18 protein-coding genes are annotated in these 20,998 nt (G+C 39.9%); 13 read left to right on the plus strand and 5 right to left on the minus strand.

The features are described 5' to 3' along the window. Positions 1 to 389 precede the first annotated feature (389 nt). From KTH84_RS12980 to KTH84_RS12990, 3 genes are all read left to right on the plus strand, one after another. Complete coding sequence (locus tag KTH84_RS12980) at positions 390 to 1,652, plus strand: putative DNA modification/repair radical SAM protein (RefSeq protein WP_262473474.1); 1,263 nt, start codon at positions 390 to 392, stop codon at positions 1,650 to 1,652. A gap of 2 nt (positions 1,653 to 1,654) precedes the next feature. Then, positions 1,655 to 2,452: a TIGR03915 family putative DNA repair protein gene (locus tag KTH84_RS12985; RefSeq protein WP_262473476.1), complete on the plus strand. Its 798-nt coding sequence runs from the start codon at positions 1,655 to 1,657 to the stop codon at positions 2,450 to 2,452. A gap of 131 nt (positions 2,453 to 2,583) precedes the next feature. After that, positions 2,584 to 3,684: an HPP family protein gene (locus tag KTH84_RS12990; protein WP_262473477.1), complete on the plus strand. Its 1,101-nt coding sequence runs from the start codon at positions 2,584 to 2,586 to the stop codon at positions 3,682 to 3,684. A 62-nt stretch (positions 3,685 to 3,746) separates the two neighbouring features. On the opposite strand, the gene KTH84_RS12995 is transcribed toward KTH84_RS12990, so the two are convergent. Further along, entirely contained in the window at positions 3,747 to 4,001 is a 255-nt protein-coding gene (locus KTH84_RS12995; protein WP_202743302.1) for a PspC domain-containing protein, read from the minus strand. Positions 4,002 to 4,253: 252 nt separating this feature from the next. Between KTH84_RS12995 and KTH84_RS13000 the strand changes: the two genes are divergently transcribed. Then, entirely contained in the window at positions 4,254 to 4,901 is a 648-nt protein-coding gene (locus tag KTH84_RS13000; protein ID WP_202743301.1) for a hypothetical protein, read from the plus strand. Positions 4,902 to 4,974: 73 nt separating this feature from the next. Here the strand turns inward: KTH84_RS13000 and KTH84_RS13005 are convergent, their stop codons facing one another. Beyond that, positions 4,975 to 6,798, minus strand: a complete 1,824-nt coding sequence (locus KTH84_RS13005; RefSeq protein WP_042895262.1) for an acyl-CoA dehydrogenase C-terminal domain-containing protein — start codon at positions 6,796 to 6,798, stop codon at positions 4,975 to 4,977. 255 nt (positions 6,799 to 7,053) lie between these two features. On the opposite strand from KTH84_RS13005, the gene KTH84_RS13010 reads away from it, so the two are divergent. Next, complete coding sequence (locus tag KTH84_RS13010; RefSeq protein ID WP_262473480.1) at positions 7,054 to 9,390, plus strand: hypothetical protein; 2,337 nt, start codon at positions 7,054 to 7,056, stop codon at positions 9,388 to 9,390. A gap of 45 nt (positions 9,391 to 9,435) precedes the next feature. Here KTH84_RS13010 and aroE read toward each other — a convergent pair whose 3' ends face one another. The 3 genes from aroE to ribA form a co-directional block, all read right to left on the minus strand. Next, complete coding sequence (gene aroE / locus KTH84_RS13015) at positions 9,436 to 10,224, minus strand: shikimate dehydrogenase (protein WP_262473482.1); 789 nt, start codon at positions 10,222 to 10,224, stop codon at positions 9,436 to 9,438. Positions 10,225 to 10,403: 179 nt separating this feature from the next. Beyond that, positions 10,404 to 11,354: an oxygen-dependent coproporphyrinogen oxidase gene (hemF, locus tag KTH84_RS13020; protein WP_262473483.1), complete on the minus strand. Its 951-nt coding sequence runs from the start codon at positions 11,352 to 11,354 to the stop codon at positions 10,404 to 10,406. Positions 11,355 to 11,482: 128 nt separating this feature from the next. Further along, positions 11,483 to 12,085 (minus strand): GTP cyclohydrolase II, encoded by a 603-nt coding sequence (gene ribA / locus KTH84_RS13025; protein WP_133971604.1) that lies wholly within the window; start codon positions 12,083 to 12,085, stop codon positions 11,483 to 11,485. Positions 12,086 to 12,388: 303 nt separating this feature from the next. Between ribA and dxs the strand changes: the two genes are divergently transcribed. The 8 genes from dxs (at position 12,389) to KTH84_RS13065 (ending at position 20,987) form a co-directional block, all read left to right on the plus strand. After that, positions 12,389 to 14,293 carry a 1-deoxy-D-xylulose-5-phosphate synthase gene (gene dxs, locus KTH84_RS13030; protein WP_262473486.1) on the plus strand — a complete coding sequence of 635 codons (1,905 nt, stop codon included), beginning with the start codon at positions 12,389 to 12,391 and terminating at the stop codon, positions 14,291 to 14,293. A gap of 117 nt (positions 14,294 to 14,410) precedes the next feature. Continuing rightward, on the plus strand, positions 14,411 to 15,241 hold the full coding sequence (locus tag KTH84_RS13035; protein WP_042895249.1) for an inositol monophosphatase family protein: 831 nt from the start codon (positions 14,411 to 14,413) through the stop codon (positions 15,239 to 15,241). 405 nt (positions 15,242 to 15,646) lie between these two features. Then, the gene (locus KTH84_RS13040) at positions 15,647 to 17,647 is read left to right on the plus strand and encodes a DEAD/DEAH box helicase (RefSeq protein WP_262473488.1); all 2,001 of its coding nucleotides are present in this window, start codon (positions 15,647 to 15,649) and stop codon (positions 17,645 to 17,647) included. A 106-nt stretch (positions 17,648 to 17,753) separates the two neighbouring features. Beyond that, complete coding sequence (locus tag KTH84_RS13045) at positions 17,754 to 17,963, plus strand: hypothetical protein (protein WP_202743295.1); 210 nt, start codon at positions 17,754 to 17,756, stop codon at positions 17,961 to 17,963. 90 nt (positions 17,964 to 18,053) lie between these two features. Beyond that, positions 18,054 to 18,872 (plus strand): ABC transporter ATP-binding protein, encoded by an 819-nt coding sequence (locus KTH84_RS13050; protein ID WP_016140089.1) that lies wholly within the window; start codon positions 18,054 to 18,056, stop codon positions 18,870 to 18,872. After that, positions 18,869 to 19,648 (plus strand): lipid asymmetry maintenance ABC transporter permease subunit MlaE, encoded by a 780-nt coding sequence (gene mlaE / locus KTH84_RS13055; protein ID WP_005038455.1) that lies wholly within the window; start codon positions 18,869 to 18,871, stop codon positions 19,646 to 19,648. Before KTH84_RS13050 ends, mlaE begins: the two co-directional genes overlap by 4 nt. Further along, positions 19,648 to 20,319: an outer membrane lipid asymmetry maintenance protein MlaD gene (locus tag KTH84_RS13060; RefSeq protein WP_262473492.1), complete on the plus strand. Its 672-nt coding sequence runs from the start codon at positions 19,648 to 19,650 to the stop codon at positions 20,317 to 20,319. Before mlaE ends, KTH84_RS13060 begins: the two co-directional genes overlap by 1 nt. A gap of 26 nt (positions 20,320 to 20,345) precedes the next feature. Beyond that, positions 20,346 to 20,987: a phospholipid-binding protein MlaC gene (locus KTH84_RS13065; RefSeq protein ID WP_262473495.1), complete on the plus strand. Its 642-nt coding sequence runs from the start codon at positions 20,346 to 20,348 to the stop codon at positions 20,985 to 20,987. The last annotated feature ends 11 nt before the right edge of the window (positions 20,988 to 20,998 follow it).

Consider the following 20,998-nt stretch of genomic DNA (forward strand, 5'->3'; position numbering starts at 1 on the left):
CCGAATTGAAAGATAAAGTTAAAATCAGGCAGTTCAAATCTAATAATGTTGGGGTAAAACATAAAAATAAGAAAAAAGATATAAATAGTGATGGAAGCATAGAGAGGAGTAGTCAATGACAAACATCTCCAAATTTGATCTTCATTTACATTTAAATTACGAATGAGAAGTTTAAAAAAAGAAAAAATGGGATTCAGCATTGGTGTTGTACCCATACAAAAAAGCGAACCTCTTTTTTATATCACAGCTTATCTGCTCAATTGCGATATTCCGTTTTATTTTTCGGGGGATTGTCACGTCACCTCATGACGCTTAGCGTACTTCACTAGATTAAATTTAAGAATGCAAAATGATATTTTTTAAACGATGCCATAAATGAGTCGTTTAATATGTCTGATCGCATTCGAGAAAAACTTCAAATTCTTGCACATGCTGCTAAATATGATGTGTCTTGTTCATCAAGTGGCAGTGACCGTAAAAATAAAGATAAAGGTCTAGGTGATGCCAGTCATTCAGGAATTTGCCATAGCTACACCGAAGATGGCCGCTGTGTATCTCTCTTAAAAATTCTATTTAGCAATGTTTGTATTTTTGACTGTGCTTATTGTGTTTCACGTCGTTCTAATGACGTTCAACGTGCAGCATTTACAGTGCAAGAGGTGGTGGACTTAACCATTAATTTTTATCGACGTAATTATATCGAGGGCTTATTTTTAAGTTCAGGTATTTTTAAATCGGCCGACCATACAATGGAGCGTATGCTTCAAGTCGTGAAGAAGTTGCGCCTTGAAGAAAATTTTAATGGCTATATTCACCTAAAAACCATTCCGGGAGCATCGCCTGAACTTATTCATGAAGCAGGTTTATATGCTGACCGGATGAGTATTAATTTAGAGATGCCGACCGAGATTGGATTAAAGACTTTTGCACCGGAAAAATCCCATCAAGAAGTACAAAAAGATTTAGGGTTAGTACGTGACAGACTCATCCAGCTTAAAGATGAACGTCAAATCATTAAGCATGTGCCGAAATATGTGCCAGCAGGGCAAACCACCCAAATGGTAGTTGGTGCTCATCAAGAGTCAGACCAAGATGTCTTGTTTATGGCAGACAAGCACTACAAAGAATTTAAACTTAAACGAGTCTATTTTTCGGGTTACATTCCAATTAATACCGAAAATAATTACTTGCCAGCAGTTGGTTCTGCACCGCCGTTACTTCGGGAAAATAGGCTTTATCAGAGTGATTGGCTGATGCGTTTTTACGGTTTTCAGGTCAATGAAATCGTCAATGAAAAATTCCCAAATTTAGATCTAGATGTAGACCCAAAATTAAGTTGGGCTTTAAGACATCCTGAGCAGTTTCCGGTAGATTTAAATTGTGCAGATTATCAAATGATTTTACGTGTGCCGGGCATTGGGGTGAAATCGGCTAAGAAAATTGTTCAGGCTCGTCGCTTTGGCAAAATCCACATCGATTTACTTAAAAAGTTAGGTGTCGCCTATCAGCGAGCAAAATTCTTTATCCACTGTGAAGACAGCCCAAAATTCCAAAAAGAACTGTCTTCAAGTTTTATTCGGCAGCAGATTTTAACGCAGGGATCTTCGAAATATGTGCAGCAGCTTTCGCCCCAATTAAGCCTTGGGTTTTAGCGATGTTTAATGATGAAGTGGCTTACTATTTTGATGGTTCAATGGTTGGGCTGCTAAGCTGTATTTTTCGTGCATTTCAATTTAAAGAATTACAGGTCAGACTCTGTTTGAACGATGCTGCTCAACATGGTTTATTTGCCGATAAAATTGAGGTTGTAAATAACGAGGAACATGCTGAGCGTGTTTGGTCCGCGCTGCAAAAAAAGCTGTTATCTTCTTCGTTAAGACAATTTTATTTTGCTTATTTATCTGAGTCTTTAGATGCCTATCAGCATTTATTTAATTATTGTATTTATGTGTTTAGTAGCCATGCATCAGTAGAAAAAGACTATTCGCACTCAAGTGTTTTGGCTATTGCACAGTGGACGAAAAAGGTCGGACGAGAAAAGCATCGGATGGAAGCTTTTATCCGTTTTAAAAAAACCAAAGATGAGCTTTTTTTAAGTCTGGTTCGGCCCGATTTTAATGTTTTACCGCTTATTCAGCCTCATTTTAAACGACGTTACCAAGATCAGCGTTGGCTGATTTATGATGAAAAACGTAGGTTCGGGCTTTATTATGATTTACAGGAAATACATGAGGTTTCACTCGAAGCTTCTGAGGTTGACCGTAATTTAAAAAATGGAATGAGCCAAAGCTTTCAGCTCGAGCTAGATGAGCAAGAAGTTTTATATGACCAGCTTTGGAAGGATTATTTTAAAAGCGTTAATATTACAGAACGCCAAAATATAAAGCTTCATGTGCAATATTTACCAAAACGCTACTGGCGCTATTTAAATGAAAAATTAATTGAATATTAAAGTTTTAAAAGGGCGAAAGTTGGTTCAACAGGTTTTCTTCTCTTTGAAGATATAATTTAAATGCACTTTATGTGGCTTTGGGCGTATACTTTTGCCCGTTATAAATGACGGCATATCCCCAAAGGTGTACTGTGAGTGTTATACAGCGACAATGGTTACAGATTTTAAAACCGAATTTTAAGGTTTTACCTTTAAAAGAACGGTTGCTTTGCGGCGTTGGAGCATTGTGTGGTTTAGCAATTTCTTCCTTAATTAGCTGGTATGTTCTAGGCGGAATTAATGCTTGGTACATTGCACCTATGGGTGCCTCATCTGTTTTATTGTTTGCTGTGCCGACTAGTCCCTTGGCTCAACCGTGGAATGTGCTTGTCGGTAATACTTTGGCTGGAATTATTGGGGTTGCTTGTGCGCAGTGGATTCCTGATCTAACCACGGCTTTTAGTGTTGCAGTGGGTTTTGCCATATTTTTAATGATGACCACTGACTCTTTACATCCACCAAGTGGCGCCGTGGCCATTACGGCTGTGTTAGGTGGGGTTGCAATTCATAAATTAGGCTTTTATTTTGTTTTTTACCCAGTTTTACTTAACTCTTTACTTTTACTCGGTTTCGCCGTCTTTTTTAATAGATTAATTGGAAGACATTATCCGGTTACTGCTCATCTTAATGAGCGTAGTAAAGACCCAACACCTACTCAAAAGGTATCAATTCAGCCGAAAGATATTGAGTACGCATTAGAGCATCACACTGAATTGCTAGATATTAGTCAGTACGATTTAGAAAAGATCATTTTAGAAGCTCAAGAACATGCCAATGAGCGCATAGTCAATCAATATACCTGTCAGGATATTATGAGCCGTGATGTGATTAAGCTACATGAAGATGATGATATTTATCAGGCGCTAGATAAGTTTAAACATGTCAATTTAATGAGCTTGCCTGTTGTAAACGCTGAAAATCATTTAGTGGGAACTTTAGCTTTATATGAAGTTGTTGAATGGTTTAAAGGTGCAGCAGACCCACGAAACTCTTGGCAGCACTATGTAAGACAGATTATGAGCCGGAGAGTGGTCACAGTATTGCCAACACAGCCCATTCAAGATCTTGTGCCATACTTCGTTGAAAAGTCGTTTAACTATATTCCAGTAGTTGAAGATCGCAAGCTTATAGGAATGATTAGCCGAGCCGATATGATTGCTGCACTACAGCAACAGTTAAATCGAAAGTTATAATTTTTAAGAATAAAAAAAAGCTACGGTTGATTAGGGGATGCAACCGTAGCGACCAAAATTAATTAACGTGTTTGCTCTTCATGTACAGTTCGGACGGCTTGTCGATAGCCTTCAATATGTTCTGGCTGCTTTTTCGGAATGACTACCCACAAAACCAGATAAACTAAGATTCCGGGAAAGGCCGCACTCATAATTGAAATCACAATAAAAATAATGCGTAATAAAGTCACGTTCCAACCAAAACGTTCAGCAATACCACCCATTACACCAGCGATCATGCTATGTCGGTTCGAGCGATATAAACCAGAACTGGCCATCTAATTCTCCTTAAAGATAAAAAGTTACAAGGAATTGCTTATTCTCTTGCTTAATAAAAATATGGAGACGAAATAACGGGTTTAAAGTCTTCTAAAAAGTAAAATGGTTAAAATATGTAAAGGATTGAAAAGAAAGAAACCAACATCTAATAAAATGCACCCTTTCGGGGCTTAGAGGTTTATGACAGCAATAAAGCTAGTGCCTGAAATCAATGTGAACTTGGTTATTGCTGTTATCTGTGAATAATGTATATGTCTTTGAAGTGGTCTGGTTTTGTAGTTAAGCATTTGGCTGTCGCGGCTATGATGTGTATGACACTTAGTGCTTGTGATATAAACCATACCAACTCAAAAGATCACTCTAGTGCAAGTTCTAATTCTATGCATGAAGAAAATTTAATAAAAAATAGCACATCTACAAAAACATTAGACTATGTAGCAGGACGTACTTTTTTACCTCAGCAAAATTTAGATCAAACTGAAAAATTAAGCGGAATTGCATTGCAGTATGTAGGGCGATATCACACTCGAATTTCATGTGAGGATGCTTTTGCCGATTGTGAATCAGGCGAAGCGGAGTACATTTTAAATTTATTGCCCAATGGATCGGCTTATTGGAATGTGATTCATTTTGGTCGCGTGGGGAGTAAAGATGGAGCCAAAAGCGCTGCTGTAAATGAATTGTGCCCTTCTTTAAATTGGAAAGTAGATGAAAGAGAGCATGAGTTAACCATCCACTGTCCTTTATCTAACGTTAATTTTTATTTTAAGACTGATTCAAGAAAAAGATTGGTTATGAATCTAGAGAAACTGTTTTATAGCGATTATGGTAAAAATCGTGAATTTTTAGAGCAAAACTATTTTGTTCCAAAGCAAGCTTATGTTCTGACTAAAGAATAAATATTCAATTTTTACTTGAATAAAAAGAGCGCAATTCATATTGCGCTCTTTTCATTTTACGATTTAAAAATCATTAGTAGTCGAAGCTGAAGTGTTCAACTGGTAATGATGTTAATGTGCGAGAAGTTGTCACCATCGACTCTGCATGACCTTGAGTTCGAGGTAACATACGGTCAAAGTAGAAGTCTGCAACTTTGATTTTTGCTTTATAGAATTCAGGCGTTTCTGCACCGTCACCTGCTTCAAGTTTCTCAGAAGCAATGACTGCTTGTTGCGCCCAGAAGTAAGCCATCATCACGTAACCAGAGAACATTAAAAAGTCTACAGAAGCAGAAGATACGATGTCACGGTCTTTACGTGCAGCAAGCATGATACGAACAGTTAAAGTGTTCCACTGAGCACAAAGCTTAGTTAAATCCCAGGCAAAACGACGTAAGTATTTATTACGTGCGTGTGCAGCACAGAATTTTAAGATTTCAGCAGTGTAATCACGAACCACTTTGCCTTTTGAACTAAGCAATACTTTACGACCAATCAAGTCAAGTGCTTGAATGCCTGTTGTACCTTCATATAGTGTTGAGATACGAGCATCACGAGCGATTTGTTCCATGCCCCATTCTTTAATGTAGCCATGACCACCGTAAACTTGCATACCGTTGTTTGCAGCCTCTAAACCAAGTTCAGTTAAGAAACCTTTCAAAATTGGTGTGTAGAAACCAAGTTTGTCATCGTAGTCTTCGTAAGCAGCTTGATCACCACGTGTTAATGCATCTGTCATTTTGTCTGCAAGTTTTGCAGCATGATAGATCATTGAACGGCCACCTTCAGCAATTGCTTTTTGAGTCAGCAACAGGCGACGTACGTCAGCATGATGAATGATTGCATCAGCAACTTTGTCTGGATCTTTCTTGCCAGAAAGTGCACGCATAGACATACGATCTTTCGCATAAGGTAGCGCACCTTGGAAAGATAACTCGGCGTGAGCAATACCTTGAACAGCAGTACCAATACGTGCTGTATTCATGAAGGTAAACATTGCGTGTAGGCCTTTGTTAACTTCACCGATTAAATAACCAGTTGCATTATCAAAGTTTAGTACAGCCGTTGCAGAAGCTCGGATCCCCATTTTGTGTTCGATTGAACCACAAGTTACTGCATTGCGTTCACCGATACCACTCTCAGCAGTAGGGATGAATTTAGGTACGATAAATAATGAAATACCACGAGTACCAGCAGGAGCATCTGGAAGGCGTGCAAGTACAATGTGAATAATATTTTCAGTTAAGTCATGTTCACCGGCAGAAATAAAGATTTTCGTACCAGAGATTTTATAAGTGCCATCTGCTTGAGGTTCAGCTTTAGTTTTAACTTGTCCTAAGTCGGTACCACATTGAGGTTCGGTTAAGCACATTGTGCCGCTCCAAGTACCTTCAACAAGTTTAGGCATATACGTTTGTTTTTGCTCATCGGTACCGAATTGTAAGATGGTGTTCATACAACCTGAGCTTAAGCCAGGGTACATCGTAAATGACCAGTTTGCCGTACCCATCATTTCCGATTTAATCAGATTTAATGACATTGGTAGACCTTGACCACCAAACTCTTCTGGATAAGAAAGGCCTTGCCAACCGCCCATTACGAACTGGTCGTAAGCTTCTTTAAAGCCTTTAGGTGTAGTTACTTCGCCGTTGTCAAAATGGCAACCTTCTTCATCCCCAGATTGGTTAAGTGGCGATAATACGTTTTCACAATAATCTGCCGCACCTTCAAGAATCATATCAACCGTATCTGGATCTGCATTTTCACCATTTGATAAAGTTTTGTAGTGAGCAGGGTAATCTAATACTTCATTCATTAAGAAGCGAATATCGTGTAGCGGGGCTTTATATGCTGGCATGGCTTTAATCCTAATTTTGAATCATTGTGGGATTATCTGAATCGATGATTTGATTATTCACTCGCATGATAAAAATACAATGATAATCACATCCGAAAGAAATGTCAGAAAAGCGAATTTTGTCGAAAATAAATACACCTGAAAATACATTTTCTGCTACATTCAGGACTTATACTTTTATGTGAAAAAACAACTATTTTTTATTTTTAGCAAGTTTTGCTAAAAAGATAAAGCGATAAGGTTTTAAAAAAGGTTATGCATTTAAAATATCTCAGTTTATGTTTATTCAGTTTGGGTTTGACCGCTTGTGCGCAGCATAACCTACGCCCCTCAGTGGCATCTGCTAATTTAGATCAAAAAGTCATTCAGGGTATGAATGCAATGTATGAATACCCAAGCTATGACTACCGCGGGAATTTTAAAGTTAATGTTGATCCAAATCAGCCCAAGAAAATAAGTACTGTAGAGAGAACGGCTCAGCTTGATGAAGAAGTGCAAAAAAAAGTAGATCAATATTTACGTGAACAAAAAATTAATTTGAATAAAAAACAAAAGCAGGCGCTTTATGCTGCAATTGCAAATGAGCAATCAGCTTCGGGTGTATCAGGCGAATCTCGTTCAGAAAAAGTGAATGCCGTATTAATCAATTTATTAAATGACCTCCAATTTAGTTACGATGGTTCAGTTCATTATCGTCAAAAAATGGGATCTTTTAATCTCACTGCAAGATATGAGAAACCGACCTTGTTGGTGCAGGCAAAATTGCCAATGGTACTTGATCTGAAAGACTATAAATTTTACGTTAATTATTTCGGTTTAATGCCTTATCTGGTAAATAAAGATAATCAAAACAACTTAGCTTATGTCGATTTTTCAAAATATAAAAATCTGTTTACGAACGTCGATATGAAGAAGTTTATTGAATATGCGAAAGCTTCAAGTGCGGTATCTTATCGTCTAGCTGAACCACAAAATTTACAACGTTTATCTATTACAGATGCTGACCGTAAAGCAGGAATTGTCGAAAAAATTCGTTTAAAAGGTACGGTTGAAGAGTTACTGCTGCAATCGGAACTCTATGGTCAAGTCAATGAAAAATATCTACAAAAAAATGTTTTAGGGTTTGATGACCAAAAGATTGCTGAATCTATAGCAACTGAACTTGCTACTTCTGAAGCTAAGAAAAAGGCGGCTGGTGCTGAGGGGCAGAAGGTTTCGTCTGAAGATGCAGCCGCAGTCAGCCAGCAACTTTATTCACTCATTAATGCTCATTTTGGCGGTACATTGGCTTCTGAAGAGGGCGATGAAGAACAAGCGAGTGCACAAGAAGCTACGGCAGAGGAAGCTTCTGACGCAGCTCAAGCTGAAGACGTTGCTGTAGCAGATGCTGAAGAAATCGCACAAGATGAAGAAGACCCAACCCTTACACAAGAACAATGTGTTGAGTTACAGACTCTTAAAAAACCAGTAGTTTTAGGGGATGTTAATTACTGTCAAATATATGGTGTTGATGTTCTTAATCAAAGTGTTGAAAGTACCCAGAAAACTCAGATTAAGGCCCGCCAAGCTGCACTAAAACAAACTTTTGCTGCTTATGATCAGAGCCTGTTTGTTAGTGATGAAGCATTCAAAACTTTATGGTTAAAACATAAAGTAGAGATTGAACAAGCTTTACCAAAACAAAGAAATCCAATTGCAGTTGATGTGGGATTGGATGAAAAAGGCCGTTTAGTCAACGTAGACTATGACGTTGCATATACACCAGCCGAGTTTAATCATCGCTTTAATATTAAAGCAGACATGCAAATTTTAAATTATGGTAAAGCAACTTCAATTGACCAGCAGCAGCTTAAACAAGCTAAATCAGTTGCTGAAGCAAGTAAGGGTTCTTTATTTGAAAACTTTGTAAAAGGCTTTAGTGAAAAACTTGGGCAAAGTGATGTTTCTGAACATCCAGTTGGTTCACATAGCGATGTACAAGATCTAGATTCGAGTCTGGCGCTGTTGGCTAACCAAACTTATGATGCAACGCATGCTTATGACAAAACGTATAAGGCTGTGTTTATTGCAAAATTGACTGCCGAAAAACCGTCATATATTAATTATTACTCAGTTCAACAGTTGCAAGAAATTGCGGAAGTTTATGCTTATTGGTTCTCAGAAGAAGAAACCTACAACCCTCAAGGTAAGGCTTTAGAGCATATTGAGGGATTACAGAAAAAGCATCATCTTGAACAAGAAGACCAATTTGATAATGAGTTAGGTCGTGCTGTAGACCGTATTGTGATTACAACGATACAAGGTAAAGCAGGGCGTGAAGCATGGCAAAAATTGCAGAAACAATATAAACAACCTGAGCAGCTTTTCTCGAAACAATATCAATTAGAATTTGAACAACAAAATGGTGCTTCTGCTGAAGAAAAACAATTGTTGTCACAAACTGCTGATATTTTAGGGAAGGTGTATGTTGCTGCACGTAAACAACAGCTTACGGAAAAAACAATTCAGAATTTAAAACCTGAACATAATGAGTTTATTGATTATGAGATTTTCCGAGATGTTTATCAGCAAATGGTTGCGACCAAAAAATAATAAATGAAATAAAAAAAGAACCTACTTAAAGTAGGTTCTTTTTTGTTATAGAAAATCTTTTAATTCAGGTCTTACGCCATTCCAGATATAGAAGGCTTCAATTGCCTGCCCCACTAACATGCCGAAACCTTCAGAGTAGGGCACATTGCGTTGTTTAGCTTGATCAAGGAAGGTAGATGGTTTGCCATATGCCATTTCATAGGCATGTTCGAATTGTAAATTTTCAGGAAGCTGTAGGGCATCACCCGAGAGGCTTGCAGAAGTTGCATTAATCACAATGTCAAATTTCCCTTCTAGCTCATTGAGGGAAATTGCTTGTAATTGAGTTTGTGGAGCTGCAGCTTTTAAGTCATCTACAAGTTGTTCAGCACGGGCTTCAGTGCGATTTGCAATCACAATCTTCTTCGCGCCAGCCTGTACGAGTGGGTAAATAACACCACGAGTTGCACCACCAGCCCCTAAAATTAAAATAGTTGTATTTTCTAGATTCCAATCTAAAGCTTGAATCGCGGCAACTAAGCCCTGACCATCAGTATTATCGCCGTGCAATTTGCCATTTTCCATCCATAACGTATTCACCGCTTTCGCAATCTGAGCACGTTCGGTTAACACATCGCATAAAGCAAAAGCCTGTTCTTTAAATGGAACAGTAACGTTCATGCCACTTCCGCCTTCTGCAAAGAAACTACGCATACTTGGCTCAAAACCATCAAGAGGGGCAAGACGTTTTTGATAGTTCAGGTCAACACCTGTTTTTTGAGCAAAAGCATGATGCAATTCAGGAGAACGTGATTGTTCGATCGGGTTGCCAATTACTGCAAACTGTTTGGTCATTCTTATATCCAAAATTTTAAAATGGCATGAAGCAGATAAAACCTATACTGAATATTCAGCAGGCTTCACTATAAGCCAAATTGAAATCAGAAAAAATATTTGAATAGAAACAAAGAAGTTGAAAATAAAAAAGGAGATTCTTTAGGGTGGAAGCCAAAGAATCTCCAAAAAGCAAAAAATTAAGCGACTTTTTCTTTTGAATTTAGCCAGTCACGTGGTTTTAGGTAATAGTCAGTTAAACGTTTTTCTGGAGAGTCTTCATCCCATTCAGGACGATAAGACCAACCTGCAAGGTTAGGTAGACTGACTAAAATAGATTCGATACGTCCACCTGTTTGTAAACCAAACAATGTTCCGCGGTCATACACTAAGTTGTATTCAACATATCTACCACGACGGTAAAGCTGAAACTCTCGTTGGGCTTCGGTATAAGGTTGTTCACGATGTTTTTCAAAAATCGGCAAGATGGCATTTAAATAGCCATTACCGACAGCTTGAATATATTTAAAGCAGGTTTCGAAATCCCAGCCATTGAGATCATCAAAAAATAAACCACCGACGCCACGTTGCTCATCACGATGTTTTAAATAGAAGTAATCGTCACACCATTTTTTATGTTCAGCATAGACATTGTCACCAAAAGGCTGACATAAGTCGTGGGCGGCTTGGTGCCAATCTATAACATCTTGTTCATCTGGATAAAATGGTGTTAAGTCAAAACCACCGCCAAACCACCAAATTGGATCTTGTCCTTCAGGCTCTGCAACGAATAAACGTACATTGGCATGAGAAGTTGGAATATTGGGGTTTTTAGGGTGAATCACTAATGACACACCAAGTGCTTGTGCTTTAGCACCAGCAATTTGAGGGTGACGTTCTGTAGCAGAAGCGGGAAGTTTACTAATGTTGATGTGAGAAAACATCACACCACCTTTTTCAATCACTGTACCATTTTGCAAAACTCGCGAACGGCCACCGCCACCTTCTGGGCGCTCCCAATCATCAATAATAAATTCACTCGTACCGCCGCCAGCTTTTTCTTGTTGTTCTAAACCAACACATATACGGGCTTGTAAATCGAGGAGAAATTCGCGGACACGTTGAATATCTGTGGAAGTCGGATGTTGCATAGTGACCCTCAAAGATGATTGAGATAGGAGATAGATACATCAAAGCACAAAACCATAAAAAAAGTAAGGGATTTTTAAGAAATGTCTTAGAAATCCCTTCCAATTATTTTTAAATTTATAATTTTGGTTTAAAAATCATCTTTTTGATAAAGGTGATCCATACGTTCACGTTTGGTTTTTAAATATTCTTCATTAAAAGGGTTGCGCCCAACGGTTAATGGAACGCGGTCAACAATATTAATTCCTTGATCTTTGAGCGCCTGAATTTTCAAAGGATTATTGGTAATTAACTTAACTTCTTTCACTTCTAAATGATCTAGCATGATGCTACACATATCGTAACGACGTGCATCGGCAGGTAAATTTAAAAGTAAGTTAGCATCTACGGTGTCATGTCCCTGATCTTGTAAAGCATAGGCGCGAATTTTATTCGTTAGTCCAATACCACGACCTTCTTGACGTAAATATAAAATAACGCCTTGGCCTGCATCGTTGATGAGCTTTTGAGTTGCCTGCAATTGAGGACCACAGTCGCATTTTAATGACGCAAAAGCATCACCTGTTAAACATTCTGAATGTACACGAACTAAAACAGGGCCTGTGGGTGGTTTTTCTAACCCTTTAGAAAGTGCCACATGTTCTTCACCTGATACCGGATCTTGAAAAACAGAAATATTGAATTCACCAAAAGCGGTCGGGAGTTTTGATGTTGCAATGAACTCTATAGGCACAGATTAACTCATCTTTTAACCGAAAACGGTTTAAAGTATAGCGTAATGCTGGGAGATTGGTCGAATTGTCATAATCATTTTGCGTATGAAGGTTTTCTTTTTTGTATAAAGAAGACGATAATAGTTGATAAATAGTCAGATTATTCAGGATAATCTGCCAACCATACCCATGATGTATGAGAGACTGCTTTGCATGACCTCGTTCGCAAATGTGGCTGATTGAAGGTGACTTCATTCGATTGTATGATCGACCCATTTTGACCCAGCTTAGGATTTGCCAGGCTTATAAAGGCTTTGCCACATATGTTGTATACCGAAATTCCAACTCAACGCCCTGTTACGCCATTGTTAGATGCAATTGATCATCCTCAACAATTACGTCAGCTCGAGCATAGCCAATTGGTTCAAGTGGCTGATGAGTTGCGTCAATATATTTTATATGCAGCAGGCCAGAGTGGTGGCCATTTCGGTGCTAATCTCGGCGTGGTTGAGCTGACGGTTGCGCTGCATTATTGCTTTAATACTCCAAATGACCGATTAGTTTGGGATGTAGGACATCAGGCCTATCCGCACAAAGTCCTGACAGGTCGTCGTGAACAAATGACCACGATTCGATCTAAAAACGGTTTAGCCGCATTTCCAGCCAGAGAAGAATCAGTTTTCGATACATTCGGCGTAGGACATTCATCAACAGCAATTTCAGCTGGGCTAGGAATGTCGTTAGCACGTCGTTATCAAAAAGACCCGTGTGAAGTCGTTTGTATTGTCGGTGATGGTGCAATGACAGCAGGTATGGCATTTGAAGCCATGAACGATGCTGTTGCACATAATGCCGATTTAATTGTTGTGCTCAATGACAATGACATGTCAATTTCTTGTAGTACAGGTGGCTTTGCTAAACATTTGGCTGCAATTTGGGAAAAAGGCCATTTAGTTAACGTTAATGAAGATGGCGAAGCATATATACAGCCGCATCCAAAATGGACTTATAACTCTCGTTTGCATCAATCAGCAACAGATGCTGCCGATAACTTATTTAAAGCAATTGGTTTTGATTACTTTGGTCCATTCGATGGTCATGACGTAAATCAACTGGCCCAAGTATTTAATGCTCTGAAGAAGCGTAAAGGTCCACGTTTAGTACACGTCTATACTAAAAAAGGTAAAGGTTTTACTCCCGCAGAAGCGGATCCGGTTACCTATCATGCAATTAGCAAAATTAATGCAACCTCAGCAGGTAAAACACCACCTAAATATTCTGATGTATTTGGTCAGTGGTTATGTGATGAGGCGGCCCAAGATGAGCGTCTACTCGCGATCACACCGGCGATGTGTGAAGGCTCAGGCATGGTTCAGTTTGCTAAAGAATTTCCACAGAGATTTTTTGATGTTGCGATTGCTGAACAGCATGCTGTAACGCTTGCAGCAGGAATGGCTTGTGAAGGCTTAAAACCTGTTGTTGCAATCTATTCAACGTTCTTGCAGCGTGGTTATGATCAGCTTATTCATGATGTTGCATTACAAAATCTTGATGTGACTTTCGGGATTGACCGTGCAGGTTTGGTTGGTGAAGATGGTCCAACTCATGCAGGTGCATATGATTATGCATACATGCGTACAGTTCCAAACATAGTCATCATGGCGCCTAAAGATGAAAATGAATGCCGTCAGATGCTTCATACAGCCTATACCTATAATGGGCCAGCTGCGGTACGTTATCCACGTGGTGCTGGTGTAGGTGTTGAAATTCAGCAAGAGTTGACCGCTATTGAATTAGGCAAAGCTGAAATCGTTGCTGAAGTAAAGACGAGCTGTGAAGAGCAGATTACAATTTTGGCATTTGGTAGCCGAGTGATGGTAGCTGTAGAGGCTGCTGAACAATTTGCACAAAAACATGATGTGGGTGTGCGTGTTGTAAATATGAGGTTTGTGAAACCACTGGATGAAAAAATGATTCGTGGTTTAGCTGAACACACTCATTTATTTGTCACTGTTGAAGAGCATGCTGTTATGGGCGGTGCAGGTAGTGCGGTTAATGAATTTATGGCGCAAGAACAAATTGTGAAACCTATTCTAAATTTAGGTTTGCCAGACTTGTTCTTACAACAAGCTTCACATGGACAAATGCTACAAGATTGTGGGTTAGATGCTAAAGGTATTTTGAGCTCAATTGAGCGAGCTTGGCTTAAGCTAAATCAGGTAGTTTAAGCCTTCATAAAAAATTTGAAACATTTTCCCCCTAAAAGCGCATATATTTGCTAAAATATCTGCGCTTTTATGCATTATTCTTTGTCAAAATCTTCAAATTTGTCTAGTGGGTGTTCAATGGAACCTATGGTGGTTATGGCTGCGCGTGCGGCTCAAACAGTTGGTCAAGAGCTTTTAAAAGCGCATCAAAATCGTCATAAACTCGATTTACAAGTTGAAGAGAAAGGCATTGATGGCCCGGTAACACGTCTAGATCGTTATTTAGAACAATTAGCGATTGATACGTTGCGTAAAAGTTATAAAAACCATAGCTTCTTAGGTGAAGAGTTTGGTTTACAAGAAGGCAAAGGCCATGATGCAGAGTGGTGCTGGGTAATTGACCCGCTTGATGGCACACAAAACTTTATTAATGGTTTCCCTCATTTCTGTATTTCTATTGCAGTTCAGCATAAAGGTGTTACTCAACACGGCGTAATCTACGATCCAGTACGTGATGAATTATTCTCTGCTAGCCGTGGTCGCGGTGCAGTTATGAATCAACGCCGTATTCGTGCCAATGTAAAAGATAGTTTAGAAAATACATTCTTGGCAGTAGGCCACCCTTACCGTGCTAAACGTGATGGTGAAATTGTATCTTATGCCGAGCAGCACTTCGCATCATTACTAGCGGTTACTCAGGCCGGTGCACAAATCCGTCGTGGTGGTTCAGCTGCTCTAGATTTAGCATATGTAGCTGCAGGTCGTTTTGATGGCTTCTTTGAGCTTGGTTTAAAGCCATGGGATATTGCTGCTGGTGAACTTATTCTTAAAGAAGCAGGCGGTGCGGTTGTTGATGCACGTGGTGGCAATAACTCATTTGAAAATGGTCAAGTACTCGCATGTTCGCTTAAAATGCTAAAACCGTTAATGCAAACAGTTGTTCCAGCTTGGGATAAAGCTGCAAAATAATTTAGTGTATTATTGATAAAACCCTCTTTAATCAGAGGGTTTTGTGTTTTTGGTAAAGAGTAAAATTAAATTAATTCTAGAAATATATATAAAGTTGATTAAAACACATGACTTTTAATTTATTTCTGCTATAATCCGCCAACGCACTTAAATTTCCGTTCATTACCTGAACATTCTGTTCTATTCATTGTAAGCGCACGCTGTCCATAGAGAGGACCATTTCTTGCGCCCCGATCGCTCAGCGATTCTTCAGGTTCGGCCGTAATCAAGCATGCGTTTAGTCCACATCGTCGTTACTCGGATTGCCGCTGAATAAAAGTTTCAGCTCTTTTTGCTTTGCCGCTTTTTGCCGATGTCTATTTTGTATTTATTAAAAATGGAGCACCCACAAGGGTGAAACTCTCTATGAGCAAATCTTTTGCCGAATTTTCTTTGCATGAAACCTTACAACAAGCGCTTGAAGGTTTAGGTTTTACTACCCCAACTGCCGTGCAAGAACAAGCAATTCCTGCTGCTTTAGAAGGTAAAGACCTTCTTGTATCAAGCCAAACTGGTTCTGGTAAAACTGCAGCATTCTTACTCCCAACATTAAATGCTTTAGCTGGTCAAGAGTCTGCTGTACCGTTCAAAGACCGTATGAAAGCAGTGACTCAACCGAATATTTTGGTAATTTCACCAACTCGTGAATTGGCACAGCAAGTAAGTCAAGATGCAATTGCACTTGTACGTCACATGAAAGGTGTTCGTATTGCTGCCATTATGGGCGGTATGCCATTTGCAAAACAAATTCAACAATTAAAAGGCGCGCAAGTTGTTGTTGCAACACCTGGTCGTTTACTTGACTTGGTGAATCGTCGTCAAATTAAATTAGATCAAGTAGATGCTTTAATCGTTGATGAAGCGGACCGTATGCTTGACCTAGGTTTCTCTGAAGACTTAGAAGCAATTAGCGAATTAGCGGCTAACCGTAAACAAACATTAATGTTCTCTGCAACATTTGCTGATCGTATCATTCGTCTTGCATCATGCATGATGAAAGATCCTATGCGTATCGCAATTGAAACAGGTCATTCAACCAATACAGATATTACACAAACATTGCATTGGACTGATGGCTTTGAACATAAGAAAAAATTACTTACACATTGGTTAAGTGATGAAAGCTTAGATCAAGCTGTTGTTTTTGCTAGCACGCAAGAAGATACAGATATGTTGGCAGAAGAACTTGCTGAAGCAGGTCATTCTGTTGTTGCACTTCATGGTGCAATGCCACAAACAGTTCGTAACCGTCGTTTACGTAGTATTCGTGAAGGTCGTGCAAAAATCTTAGTTGCAACTGACGTTGCTGCTCGTGGTCTTGACGTTCCGACTATTTCTCACGTAATTAACTTCGGTCTTCCGATGAAGCATGAAGATTATGTACACCGTATTGGTCGTACTGGTCGTGCTGGTCGTACTGGTCAAGCAATTACTTTAGCGACTTATCGTGAACGCGGTAAGATTCGTGCACTTGAAGAATACTTAGAAGCACGTTTGAGTGTTTCTGAAATTGAAGGCTTAGAGCCATCTCCACCTCCTGCTCGTTCAGGTCGTGATGGCGGTGGTCGTGGCCGTAGTGGTAATGGCGGCGGTGGTCGTGATGGTCGTCGTAGTGGCGGCGGTGGTTTTGGTGGCGGTCGTCGTTTTGAAGGCGAAAGCAACTTTAAACGCCGTGAAGGTGGTGGTCGTGATGACCGTCCACGTCGTAGCTTCGATGATAAACCACGTGGTGAACGTCCAGCGTTTGGCGGTGGTGAAGATCGTCCGCGTCGCGAGTTCAATTCAGACCGTCCACGTCGTGAAGGTGGTTTTGAAGATCGTCCACGTCGTGAGTTCAGTGCAGATCGTCCACGTCGCGAAGGTGGTTTCAATGATAAACCGCGTTTTGAATCGAATGATGACAACCGTGGTAATCGCGTAGATTATAAACCACGTCGTGAAGGTGGTTTGAGTGACCGTCCAAAACGTAGTTTTGGTGGTGAAGACCGTCCACGTCGTAGTTTTGATGACAAACCACGCGGTGAGCGTCCAGCGTTTGGTGGTGAAGATCGTCCGCGCCGTAGTTTTGATGACAAACCACGTGGTGAGCGTCCAGCGTTTGGCGGTGGTGATGATCGTCCAAAACGTAGCTTTGGTGGTGGTGATGATCGTCCACGTCGTAGTTTTGATGACAAACCACGTGGCGAGCGTCCAGCGTTCGGCGGTGGCGATGATCGTCCAAAACGTAGCTTTGGTGGTGGTGAAGATCGCCCACGTCGTAGCTTCGATGATAAACCACGTGGTGAACGCCCAGCGTTTGGCGGTGGTGAAGATCGTCCGCGTCGTAGTTTTGATGATAAACCGCCGCGTCGTAAATTCGACCGCTAATCAATATTTAGTTTGAAAAAAGGCCAGTAAAAATACTGGCCTTTTTTATTTTTCAGTTTTGTTATAAACTAACAAAATGTGAATTGGTTCAATTTTTTATTAAATAATGCGTAAAAGTAAACGAAAAGAAACAGTAATGGCACAATTGAAGAACCTTTTGCTTCAGCATGGTTTGCCTTATCTTTTTATTGCACTCGTTTTGTGTAATGGTGTTTACTTTGCCTATGCTTTTATAAATGGAAGTTCTGTTGAGCAATTCCAAGCTTCTGAATTGACCTCTTTTTACGAATATACTTCTTCTATTTCTATAAAATAAGTTCGATTTGCTTTTGTCAAAATTACAACAAGTTTGCTAATTTTCAGTGTTATAGTATGCGTGCATAAAAGTGCAGGAACGATTGCCATTATGAATAATAAAACTCCTCTCTCGACTCAACCACTTATTGAAGTGAAAAACTTGAGTTTTAACCGAGGGGAACGCGTCATTTATGACAATATTAGTTTAAATATACGTCGAGGCCAGATTACGGCCATTATGGGACCTTCTGGTACAGGTAAAACAACTTTATTACGTCTGATTGGTGGACAATTAGTTCCAGATCAGGGGGAAGTTTTACTCGACTCTAAAGATATTGCCAAAATGTCTCGTCAGGAACTTTTTTCAGCCCGTGCACGTATGGGAATGTTATTTCAGAGTGGAGCTCTATTTACGGATATGTCCGTTTATGAAAATGTGGCGTTTCCAATTCGAGCGCACACAAAGCTTCCTGAAAATCTCATTGCTGAACTGGTTGCATTAAAACTTGAATCAGTAGGTCTACGTGGTTCTGAACAATTAATGCCGACAGAACTTTCAGGTGGTATGAATCGTCGTGTGGCATTGGCTCGCGCGATAGCACTTGATCCCGATTTAATCATGTACGATGAACCTTTTGCAGGTCAAGACCCAATTGTGAAAGGTGTTTTGACACGTTTAATTCGTTCACTACGTGAAGCGTTAGATTTAACAACAATTATTGTTTCGCATGATGTCGCAGAAACATTATCGATTGCTGACTACATCTATGTGGTAGCTGAAGGAAAAATTCAGGGAGAGGGTACACCTGAAGAGTTGCAAAAATATGCTTCTCCATTTGTACACCAATTCTTAACAGGTTCGGCAGAAGGACCGGTTGAATACCAGTTTAGTCATCAAACTTATTTAAATAACGAGGTTCGTCCATGAATACGATTGCCTGGTTAGGTAGACTCGTTATTGAGCGGATTCGAGGCATTGGTGCTGCGGCACATATGCTCTTGCAGATTATTTTTTCATTTCCTACCAAGGGTGGTTTCGGTCGTTTCGGTTACCAAATGCACCGCGTAGGTGTGATGTCCTTACTTATTATTACCGTTTCTGGTTTGTTTATTGGTGCGGTTCTTGGCTTGCAGATGTATAGCATTTTGGTCACTTTCGGTGCTGAGTCGATGTTGGGTACAGCGATTTCATTAACACTACTCCGTGAGCTTGCTTCTGTGGTTGCTGCATTGCTATTTGCAGGACGAGCAGGTTCTGCATTGACTGCCGAAATTGGTTCAATGAAGCAAAGCGAACAGCTTGCCAGTATGGAAATGATTGGTGTTGACCCTTTAAAGCAAATCGTATCACCACGTCTTTGGGCAGGTATTGTCAGTTTGCCAATGTTAACTGTGATATTTGCAGCCATTGGTATTATTGGTGGCAAGATGGTCGGGGTTGACTTTTTAGGTGCTGATGAAGGCTCCTTCTGGAGTGGTATGCAAAATACAGTGCGTTTCTGGCATGACATTTTCAATGGCACGATTATTAAAAGTATTGTTTTTGCTTTGATTTGTACATGGGTTGCCGTATATCAAGGATATGCGTGTGATCCGACACCAGAAGGCATTGCAACGGCAATGACCCGGACGGTTGTGTATTCTTCATTATGTGTTTTAGGTTTTGATTTCGTGTTGACTGCGGTCATGTTCGGAGGGATTTAATGAAATCACGTAGTAGTGAACTGGCCGTTGGTGTCTTTGTTATTATCTTCGGTATTGCATTGTTTTTTTTAGCGATGAAAGTCAGTGGTCTTGTTGGTACGAACTTAAGTGATAGTTATACCATGAAGGCTCAGTTTGATAACGTCAATGGGCTAAAGCCGCGCGCTAAAGTGACGATGAGTGGTGTTACAATTGGTCGTGTTGATTCAATTACGCTTGATCCAGTTACGCGTTTGGCTACCGTAACATTTGGTTTAGATGGCAAATTGACAAGTTTCAATCCTGAACAATTAAAAGAAGTTCAGAAAAATGCACTGGAAGAATTGCGTTATAGCTCGGATTATACGCAAGCTTCTCCAGAGCAACAAAAAACAATGGAACAGCAACTGACCAGTAACATGACGTCCATCACTAGTATTGATGAAGATGCTTATATAATGGTAGCAACGAATGGTTTGTTGGGTGAGAAATATTTGAAAGTTGTACCTGGCGGTGGTATGAACTACCTGAAACGAGGTGACACGATTTCAAACACTCAAGGAACTATGGATTTAGAAGATTTAATTAGTAAATTTATTACTGGTGGCGGGGCTGGTAAAGTTGCTGCCGGTTCAGGCTCAACAGAAGCAGATGCTCCTGCAAGCAGTGCACAAGCATCATTTGTTGAGTAAAAGATTATTTGAAGGAGTGGTTCCTGGTGAATACGTTGTTTAAACAAACCCTGACAGCAAGTCTTTTGTCTACTATGATTGTCGGTACAGCTTTTGCTGCACCTTCAGAAGCACCGCCTGAGTTCATCAAGCGTGTTGCTGATGGTTTGATTACTCGTTTAAAAGCTGATCATGCAAAATTGCAAAGTAATCCAGCATTAGTGAAGAGTATTGTGCGTCAGAATTTAGACCCGTATGTTGATTCACAAGCATTTACACGCATTGTGATGGGTACTTATGCAACAAATCAGTATAGTACAGCAGCGCAACGTGCTCAGTTTGAAACAAACTTCCGTAATACATTAATTGAAAATTACGGTACTGCATTTGCTAAGTATACGAACCAAAGCTATACCATGCGTCCTTACAAGGCAACGGCGGGCAAAAACCCGGTAGTGACATTGGACTTTAATCACAATGGTGAAAAAATTCCTGTGTCTTTCCAGTTGGCTGATAAAGGTACACAATGGAAAATCCGTAATATCAATGTTTCTGGTATTGATTTAGGATTACAGTTCCGTAACCAGTTTGCTGCAACTGTGAAGCGTAATGGTGGTGATTTAACTAAAGCCATTGCAACCTTCCAACCTGATGCAGATGCTGCTGTAAATCAGAAAAAACAGAAATAAGTAGGTGACGA

Source organism: Acinetobacter sp. WU_MDCI_Abxb74 (assembly GCF_025513915.1).
Taxonomy (GTDB): domain Bacteria; phylum Pseudomonadota; class Gammaproteobacteria; order Pseudomonadales; family Moraxellaceae; genus Acinetobacter; species Acinetobacter calcoaceticus_C.

Excerpts from the sequence above, each read along its gene's own strand:
- KTH84_RS13000 (WP_202743301.1), top strand. The coding sequence starts at position 4,254 with ATGTCTTTGAAGTGGTCTGGTTTTGTAGTTAAGCATTTGGCTGTCGCG.
- KTH84_RS13060 (WP_262473492.1), top strand. The coding sequence starts at position 19,648 with ATGAAATCACGTAGTAGTGAACTGGCCGTTGGTGTCTTTGTTATTATC.
- dxs (WP_262473486.1), top strand. The coding sequence starts at position 12,389 with ATGTTGTATACCGAAATTCCAACTCAACGCCCTGTTACGCCATTGTTA.
- KTH84_RS13035 (WP_042895249.1), top strand. The coding sequence starts at position 14,411 with ATGGAACCTATGGTGGTTATGGCTGCGCGTGCGGCTCAAACAGTTGGT.
- KTH84_RS12985 (WP_262473476.1), top strand. The coding sequence starts at position 1,655 with ATGTTTAATGATGAAGTGGCTTACTATTTTGATGGTTCAATGGTTGGG.
- KTH84_RS13045 (WP_202743295.1), top strand. The coding sequence starts at position 17,754 with ATGCGTAAAAGTAAACGAAAAGAAACAGTAATGGCACAATTGAAGAAC.
- aroE (WP_262473482.1), bottom strand. The coding sequence starts at position 10,224 with ATGACCAAACAGTTTGCAGTAATTGGCAACCCGATCGAACAATCACGT.
- KTH84_RS13005 (WP_042895262.1), bottom strand. The coding sequence starts at position 6,798 with ATGCCAGCATATAAAGCCCCGCTACACGATATTCGCTTCTTAATGAAT.
- KTH84_RS13050 (WP_016140089.1), top strand. The coding sequence starts at position 18,054 with ATGAATAATAAAACTCCTCTCTCGACTCAACCACTTATTGAAGTGAAA.
- KTH84_RS12995 (WP_202743302.1), bottom strand. The coding sequence starts at position 4,001 with ATGGCCAGTTCTGGTTTATATCGCTCGAACCGACATAGCATGATCGCT.
- hemF (WP_262473483.1), bottom strand. The coding sequence starts at position 11,354 with ATGCAACATCCGACTTCCACAGATATTCAACGTGTCCGCGAATTTCTC.
- KTH84_RS12980 (WP_262473474.1), top strand. The coding sequence starts at position 390 with ATGTCTGATCGCATTCGAGAAAAACTTCAAATTCTTGCACATGCTGCT.
- KTH84_RS13010 (WP_262473480.1), top strand. The coding sequence starts at position 7,054 with ATGCATTTAAAATATCTCAGTTTATGTTTATTCAGTTTGGGTTTGACC.
- mlaE (WP_005038455.1), top strand. The coding sequence starts at position 18,869 with ATGAATACGATTGCCTGGTTAGGTAGACTCGTTATTGAGCGGATTCGA.
- KTH84_RS13040 (WP_262473488.1), top strand. The coding sequence starts at position 15,647 with ATGAGCAAATCTTTTGCCGAATTTTCTTTGCATGAAACCTTACAACAA.